The 8,188-nt window shown below is 76.7% G+C and carries 4 protein-coding genes and 1 pseudogene; 3 read left to right on the plus strand and 2 right to left on the minus strand.

Features of this window, described 5'->3' with window-relative positions; genetic code table 11:
* Together SSBG_RS11965 and SSBG_RS11970 are read right to left on the minus strand one after the other, a co-directional pair.
* A pseudogene (locus tag SSBG_RS11965) lies at positions 1 to 1,834 on the minus strand (FUSC family protein); the annotation flags it as partial.
* A 42-nt stretch (positions 1,835 to 1,876) separates the two neighbouring features.
* Positions 1,877 to 2,953, minus strand: a complete 1,077-nt coding sequence (locus SSBG_RS11970) for a DUF2786 domain-containing protein (protein WP_008746395.1) — start codon at positions 2,951 to 2,953, stop codon at positions 1,877 to 1,879.
* Between the two features lie 449 nt (positions 2,954 to 3,402).
* On the opposite strand from SSBG_RS11970, the gene SSBG_RS11980 reads away from it, so the two are divergent.
* The 3 genes from SSBG_RS11980 to SSBG_RS35745 all read left to right on the plus strand — a co-directional run bounded on the left by SSBG_RS11980 (position 3,403) and on the right by SSBG_RS35745 (position 8,045).
* Positions 3,403 to 5,070 carry a bifunctional 3'-5' exonuclease/DNA polymerase gene (locus SSBG_RS11980; protein ID WP_037869553.1) on the plus strand — a complete coding sequence of 556 codons (1,668 nt, stop codon included), beginning with the start codon at positions 3,403 to 3,405 and terminating at the stop codon, positions 5,068 to 5,070.
* 65 nt (positions 5,071 to 5,135) lie between these two features.
* Positions 5,136 to 6,848 (plus strand): NACHT domain-containing protein, encoded by a 1,713-nt coding sequence (locus tag SSBG_RS35740; RefSeq protein ID WP_324603505.1) that lies wholly within the window; start codon positions 5,136 to 5,138, stop codon positions 6,846 to 6,848.
* Between the two features lie 21 nt (positions 6,849 to 6,869).
* Positions 6,870 to 8,045: a hypothetical protein gene (locus SSBG_RS35745; RefSeq protein WP_324603506.1), complete on the plus strand. Its 1,176-nt coding sequence runs from the start codon at positions 6,870 to 6,872 to the stop codon at positions 8,043 to 8,045.
* The last annotated feature ends 143 nt before the right edge of the window (positions 8,046 to 8,188 follow it).

Consider the following 8,188-nt stretch of genomic DNA (forward strand, 5'->3'; position numbering starts at 1 on the left):
GAGCATCGCGACCCGCGCGATGCTCGCGAGCGCCTCGTCCGCCTCGTCGGCCGCCGCGCGCGAGAGCCCCCGCTGCCGCACGGGCTCGTCGCGCGCCTTCTCGACGGCCTCCTGCCACTCGGAGCGGGCGTCGCGCGCGGCGAGCAGGGCCTTGCGCACCTCGGCGCCCCGGTCCTCGGAGGGGTTGGCGCAGGCGCGGAAGACGGCGGCGGCGTAGGCGGTGTGCGCGAGGAGCGCGGTGGCGAGCCTGCCGCGCAGGCGCGGCGCCTCCCAGGCCGGGTACACCGCGTACGCCAGCATCGCGAGGAGACCGCCGACGAGGGTGAGCCCGATGCGCTCCAGGGTGGTCTGTTCGAGGTCGGTCCCGGCCATGCCGAGGAGGAAGACGACGTACAGCGAGACGCAGAACTGCGCGACGACGTACCCCGTGCGCATGAGCAGGTACATGAGCCCGCCGCACAGCACCGCGAGCCAGGCGAGGACTTCCGGGCCGGGGTGCGCGAGGCGCACGACGAGGCTCGCGAGGGCGACGCCGAGGAGGGTCCCGGTGAACCGCCCGGCCGCGCGCGCGTAGGTCTGCGAGAAGTCGGGGCGCAGGACCATGACGGAGGTGAGCGGCGCCCAGTAGGGGTGGCCGAGCGGCAGCAGCGAACCGAGGAGGTACCCGGCTCCCGCGACGACGGAGATCCGCACACCGTGCCGGAAGACCGGCGAGTCGCGGCGGAGCTGGAGGCGCAGCAGGAGCGCGATGCCCGCCGCCTGCTCCGAGAGCGGCGCGCGGGTGCGGGCGCGGCTCGCGGCGGAGGGGGCCCCGCGCGCGTCGTCGGGGACGCGCGGGGAGGTGCCGCCGCCGGGGTCGGCCGTCTCGCGCACGTCGTCGAGCAGCACGCGCAGGCGGCGCGCGGCCCGCAGCGGTGCCCCGGAGAGCAGTTCCTCGGTGTCGGGCGTGCGCAGCACGGCTTTCGTCGCCGCCGGTACGCGGACGGGCTCGCCGCGCCGCACCGCGTGGGCGCAGGCGTCCAGGACGGTGCCCGCCGCGTACAGCAGCTCGTTTCACCCGCTCGCGCGCGGGCCCCTCGGCGGGGACCCCGAGGCCCGGGTCGGCGAGCGAGGCGAGCACGGGCCTGATGCGCTCGGCGACCCCGCGCGGGCCGCGCAGTTCGGCGGGGCGGCGGCGGGCCTGCCGGGGGGTGAGCACGGCGGCCTTGCGTGCCTCCATGAGCGGTTCGGGGTCGAAGTCGGCGACGGGGTCCTGGCGCAGCCTGCGCGCGTAGTCGGCGACCGCGGCGAGCGCGTCGGCGAGCGCGTCGCGGTGCGCGCCCCAGCGCCGGATCGGTACGAGCCAGACGAGCGCGGCCTGCACGAGCCCGCCGGTCGCGATCACCGCCGCGTGCCCGAGCGCGGAGAGCACGGAGCCCGGCAGCGTCACGGTGACCATGACGATGGAGACGTTCGACGCGGCGATGATCCCCGCGGTGGGCCCGGCCGCCCAGGCCATCCCGGCGGCGAAGGCCCACAGCATGAGGAGGGGCACGAAGAACCACAGGTGGACGACGCACACGTAGCCGAGGAAGGTGGAGACGGCCAGGCTGAGGCCGGAGGCGAGCGCGAGCAGCGGCCGGGGCCGCCAGGAGCGCTGGAGAGTGGCGATGGCGGCGGAGAACGCGCCGAAGGCGGAGGACGCGGCGACGCCGGGTCCGAAGAGGTTCAGGCTCACCACGACGAGGAGCGCGAGCCCGGCGGCGCCGCGCAGCGCGACGAGCGGCACGAGGCGTTTGCGTTCCACTCTGAGGCCGGTCCGGGAGGTCTCGGCCAGGGCGTTGAGCCAGCTCACGACTTCACCATACGGACATAAGGGGTGCCCGGTGCGGCTGGCTCAGCGTGCGGGTGAGGCACCCCCGGGGGCTCCGCCCCCGCTCTCGCTCCTCAAACGCCGGAGGGGCTGGTGGTCGAGGTCCGCTCTCGACGCCGCCTCCCGTCCCCGCAGCCACCCCGCCTCGTCACTGATCCCCCGCACCCGCGCCGCCTTCGTCTTCGGGAACATCCGCTCCGTCGCCTCCGTCACGGCCACGTCCCGCGCCGCGAGGACCGGCAGCACCTCGGGCCCGGCGGACTCCGTCACCGTGGCCGCGGCCGTCGCCTCCAGGCGCGCCCCGACGTGGTCGGCGTAGGCGAGCAGGAAGGACTGCCGGAAGGTCTTCGTGCGCCGCCGCCCGGCGGCCCGCGCCTCCGCCTCCGCACGCGTCAGCGCGCTGTGCGCCTGCACGAGCAGCGAGGTGTGCAGCAGTTCGACGGCCGCGAGGTTTGCCGCCTCCCCCACGACGGTCGAGAAGCCGTGCTCCTCGTTCCACACCGCCCGGCAGCCGCTCGCGCGGGCGACCGCGTCGAGGAGGATCGCCCACGCCTCGCCGTACGGCTGCTCGACACCGATCCGCCGGGCGGCGACGCCGTCGCCGGGCCCGGTGACCGCGCCCGCGAGGCGCGCGGCGTCGATGCGGTGCCGGGTCATGAGCTCCTGCGCCTTCGCGCTGAGCGCCTCGGCCTCGGCGGGGTACGCGGTCGCCTCCGCCTTGGCGAGCAGCGCCCGGACCCGGCTCAGCTCACGGTCGTCGGTGGGCAGCGGCGCCGTGGGCGGAGAGCCCGGCGGCGGGCCGACGGGCTCGATCGCGGGGACGCGGAAGAGCAGCCGGAACAGCTCCACGGCCTCCGCCGCCGCGCTGAACCGGTCCCCGCGCGCGCCGTCCCCGGCGTCCCCCGCGTCCAGCTCGGCGAGCTGGGCGGTCCACCGGGGGGCGAGGCGCGCGTAACGGCGGGTCTCGTCGCGTACGAGGGCGGCGTAGCGCAGGCTGTGGGCGGGCCGCAGGTCGCGGCGGACGAGCCGCGCGAGGTCGGCGGGCTCCCAGCCGCGCCGCCAGGCCGCGCCGAGGAGCACCGCGCCGCGCTCGGCGAGCAGGGCACGCGCGGCCGGGCCGGGGAGCGCGGCGAGGAGGGAGGCGGCGGTGTCGAGCGAGCGGTCGGTGTCGTCCCCGAGCGCGGCCCCGAGGGCGTCCCGGGCGGCGCGGGCCGCGTCGGGCCGGGAGCCGTCGCGGTCACCGGACCCGGCCGCGCGCCGTCGCGGGGACGGTCGCCGTCGCGGGGACGGTCGCCGTCGCGGGGACGGTCGCCGTCGCGGGGACGGTCGCCGTCGGCGCCGCGCGCCTCGTCGCGGGGGCGGTCGCCGCGCCGCCCGCTCGCGGGGGTGTCGCGGGGCGGTTCACCCGCGCGGGTGTCGCGGGGGGCGCGGCCACCCTGGCGGTTCTTGCGGGTCCTACCGGTCTCGCGGGGCACTCCCCCATTGTCCACACCCTGTGGACGGACCGGCGCGGGCGCCCGTTGTCGTACCCCGCTGCGAGACTCGTCCGCATGACCGGTTCCGCCGCCCGCTGGCTGCTCACCTCCGCGGACGCGGACGGCCCCGGCGTGCGCGTCGCCCCGCTCACGCCGGACGGCGCGCTCGCCGCGCCCCCGGTCACGGAGCCGGACGCGGCCACGGCGGTACGGGCCCGTCCCGGCGTGGGCCGCTGGGTCTGGCGCGCGACGGCGCACGTGTACCCGGCGCTGCTCGCCGCCGGGGTGCGCGTCGAGCGGTGCTACGACATCGAGGCGGCCGAGACCCTGCTCCTCGGCCACGAGGGCCGGCACGGGCAGCCCCGCGCGCTCGCCGCCGCGTGGGCCCGCCTGCGCGACGCCCCCGTCCCCGAGGACCCGCCGGGCCCCTCGGCGGAGCCCGACGCGCAGTCCTCCCTCTTCGAGGCCCGCCCGGCCCCGCTCCCTCCCGAGGCGGTCGCCGGGGTCTACGCGGAACAGCTGCGCCGCCACGCGAAGACGGGCCACCCGGGCCGCTTCACACTGCTCACCGGCACGGAGTCGGCCGCCACGCTCGTCGCCGCAGAGCTGAACGCGACGGGCCTGCCGTGGAGCGCGGAGCGGCACCGGGAACTGCTGCGCGAACTGCTCGGCGAGCGGTACGCGGGCGGCGGCGAGCCGCGCAGGCTCGCGGAGCTGACGGAGGAGGTCTCGCGCGCCTTCGGCCGGCACGTCCGCCCCGACCTGCCCGCCGACGTGCTGCGCGCCTTCGCCGAGTCGGGCGTCAAGCTCACCTCGACGCGGCGCTGGGAGCTGGAGAAGGTCGGCCACCCGGCGGTCGCCCCGCTGCTCGCCTACAAGAAGCTCTACCGCGTGTGGACGGCGCACGGCTGGGGCTGGCTCGCGGACTGGGTGCGCGAGGGCCGCTTCCGCCCCCGGTACGTGGTCGGCGGGGCGGTCTCGGGACGGTGGACGACGGCCGGGGGCGGCGCGCTCCAGATCCCCAAGGTGGTGCGCCGCGCGGTCGTCGCCGACCCGGGCTGGCGCCTCGTGGTCGCGGACGCGGCCCAGATGGAGCCGCGCATCCTCGCCGCCGTCGCGGGCGACGCGGGCCTCCTGGACGTGGCCGCCAAGGCGGACGACCTCTACGCGGCGGTCTCGGACCGCGCCTTCGCGGGCGACCGCGACCGCGCCAAGATCGCCGTGCTCGGCGCGATCTACGGCCAGACCTCCGGCGACGGCCTCAAGAACCTCGCCGCGCTGCGCCGCCGCTTCCCGAAGGCGGTCGCCTACGTGGACGAGGCGGCCCGCGCGGGCGAGGAGGGCCGCCTCGTGCGGACGTGGCTCGGGCGGACCTGCCCCCCGGTGGGCGGCGAGGACCCGGGGGAGGCCGGCATCCCGCAGGAGGACGAGCCCGCCCCGTCCCCCTCCGCCTCCCGCGCCCGGGGCCGCTTCACGCGCAACTTCGTCGTCCAGGGCGCGGCGGCCGACTGGACCCTGCTCCTCCTGGCCGCCCTGCGCCGCGCGCTGCGCGCCCGCGCCGCCGAACTCGTCTTCTTCCAGCACGACGAGGTGATCGTCCACGCCCCCGCAGCCGAGGCGGCCGAGATCCCCGCCCTGATCGCGGAGGCGGCCCGCGAGGCCACCCGCGTCTGCTTCGGCGACATCCCCCTCCGCGTCCCCTTCACGACGGCGGTCGTGGAGTGCTACGCGGACGCGAAGTGACCCGCACGCCCGGGTCGTTGCTGCCACACTTGCGAGGGACGGGCGGGTGACGGGGGTGGGCGGTCATGGTCTTCGCGGAGACGGCGGCGCTGCGGCTGGGCTCGAAGGTGGCGGGCGCGGCGGGCAGGGCCTGGCTCGACCGGGGGCGGCGCGGGCAGGAACGGGCCCTGTCCATGGAGGAGCTGATCCGCCTGCGGCTGCCCGGCGTGCGTCTCCAGCGCGAGGTCGAGGCGCAGTTCACGCACATCACCAACGCGGTCTTCGACCGCCTCGAACCCTCCCTGCGGCACTCCTTCGAGCGACGCGAGGAGCACAGCCGCCAGGCCGTCGTGGACGCCGTGGCCGACACCTTCGCCAAGGGCGACCTCTCCGACAAAGCCCTCTTCGCGACGGACGCCCGCGCCCCCGAACTCGTCCGCCACCTCGTCACCACGACGACTCCCCCGCCCGGCCTGGACGCCGAGGAGACCCGGCTCTACGAGCTGCTCCTGGCGGAGTGCGCCGAGTACTACGTACGGATCGTGCGCGGCCTGCCCGTCTTCGAGGAACGCGCGGCGGCCGAACTCCTGGCCCGTACCGCGACGGTGGGCGCGGAGATCTCACGCGTCCTCGCCCGCCTCCCGGACCGTTCGCACTTCGCCCCCGAGGGCGCCGACCTGGACGGCGCCTTCCGCCGCGAGTACCTCGCCCTGCTGAGCCGCGACGTGGACGAGGTGGAGATGTTCCGCCGCGTCCCCGGCCAGGACTCTCCGCCGCGCGTGCCGCTGTCCGTCGCGTACATGAGCCTGCGCACGCGCGGCGAGGAGGGCCCCGCGCGCACGCGTCCGCGCCCCACCGTCGCCGGGCGGCTCGACATGGGGCGGTGGGAGGCGGCGGCCGAGGCCCGTTCGCTGCGGGTCGAGAGCGCGCTGAGCACCCGCGCCCGCGTCCTGCTGCGCGGCGAGGCGGGTACGGGCAAGACGACGCTCCTGCGCTGGCTCGCCGTCACCGCCGCGCGCGGCGCCTTCACGGGCGAGCTGAGCGAGTGGAACGGCCTCACGCCGGTCCTCGTGAAGCTCCGCGAGTACGGCGGCGGCAGGCCCCCGCTGCCGGAACGGATGCTCGACGGCGTGGCCGGGATGATCACCGGGATCCTGCCCCGGGGCTGGACGGAACGCGAACTCGCCTCCGGACGCGTGCTGCTGATGGTCGACGGGATCGACGAGCTGGTGGCCGGGGAACGCCCGGCGGTACGCGAGTGGCTGCGCCGGCTGCTCGGCCAGTACCCCGGCATCCGCGTCCTCGTCACCTCGCGCCCCGCCGCGGCGCGCGCGGGCTGGCTCACCGCCGAGGGCTTCGCGCCCCTGCACCTCGACCGCATGTCCCCCTCCGGCCTGGCCGGCTTCGTCCGCCGCTGGCACCAGGCGGTGCGGGCGTCCGGCAGCGCGCTGCCCTGCGAGCCGGAGGAACTGCCGGAGTACGAGGAGGCGTTGCTCACCGCGCCCAAGGACCGCGCCCACCTCCAGGCCCTCGCGGGCACTCCGCTCCCGGCCGCGATGCTGTGCGCGATGCACCTCGCCCAGGGCCGCCGGCTCCCGCGCGGCCGCATGGAGCTGTACCGCAACGCGCTCCACACCCTGGTCCACGAACGCGACGCCGACCGGGGCATCCCCAGCGCGGCCGACAGCCGCCTCACCCTGGACGACAAGCTCGTCCTCCTGCGCGACCTCGCCTGGCGCCTGTCCGACAACAACCGCAGCGAGATCGACGTGCCCCGCGCCGCCGCCTGGACGGATTAGCGCCTGCGCACGATGCGGCACGTGGCGGACCTCGGCGGCGCCGCCGTCCTCGACCAGCTCCGCCACCGCTCCGGCCTCCTGCGCGACCCGGCCGAGGACCGCATCGACTTCGTCCACCGCACCTTCCAGGAGTACCTGGCGGCGGCGGAGGCCGTCGACGCCGATCGCGTCGGCGACCTGGTGGGCCGCGCGCACCTGGACCTGTGGCGCGAGACGATCGTCCTGGCGGCGGGCCACGCGGGGACGCGGCAGCGCGAGGAACTGCTGAACGGGATTCTGGACCGCGCCGACGCCGAGCGGAAGTACGCGCGCAAGCTGCGGCTGGTGGCGGCCTCGTGCCAGGAGACGTGCACCTCGCTGCCCGTGCGCGTCGCGGAACGGATCGACGCGGCGATCGACAAGCTCCTCCCGCCCCGCCGCTCCACCGACCCGGCGGCCCTCGCCGCGGTGGGCCCGGGCCTGCTGCGCAAGCTCCCGAGGTCCCTGGCCGGGCTGAGCGAGACGGCGGCGGCCCGCACGGTGGAGACGGTGGCACTCATCGGCGGGGAGGAGACACGGGAGTTGCTGAGGGCGTACGCGGTGCGCCAGGACGCGAAGACCGTCGAGGCCCTCGTCGAGGCGTGGTCCTACTTCCCCGCCGAGGACTACGCGTGCGAGGTGCTGGCGGTCATCCGGCTGGAATCCGTCCCCGTCGTCGTGAAGCACGCCGGGCAGGTGCGCGCCGGGAGGACCGTGCCCGGGATCACACGCGTCGGAATCCCCCTCGGCCTCGCGGAGCGGGAGGGCGTCTTCCGCGAGATCGCCACCTATCCCGACCTGACGTTCCTCTCCGTGCAGATACGAGCGGACGAGACCCTGCGCGCCCTGACCCGTACGCCGCTGCCCCGGCTCACGATGCTTTCCGTGCACAGCACCCGGCGGATGACGAAGGCCCCCGACCTGAGCGCCTTCACCGCGCTCGAAGCGTTCGTCCTCGGTGGCTTCGACGTGAGCGGCTGGCACGACGGCGCGCTCGGCACCCCGGCGGAGCTGTGGCACCTGATGCTGAGCGACTGCACCCTCGACGCCACCGCCCCCTTCCCCTTCTCCGCCCTCCCCTCCCCCACCCACGTGACCCTGGAGCGCTGCCGCCGGACCGACGGCAGCCCGCTCACCGACCTCGCCCTCCCCGGCGTCGTCGTCATGAGGTGGGACTGACACCGCCCGCGCTCACACCACCCCCGCCCCCATCCACACCTCCACCACCGTCACCGCCGCGTTGAACGAGGACGCCGCCGAGACGACCACCCCGCCGCCCGCCATCAGCACCGCCCACCCCACCGGCCCCCACAGCGCCCCCG

Source organism: Streptomyces sp. SPB074 (assembly GCF_000154905.1).
Lineage (GTDB): Bacteria > Actinomycetota > Actinomycetes > Streptomycetales > Streptomycetaceae > Streptomyces.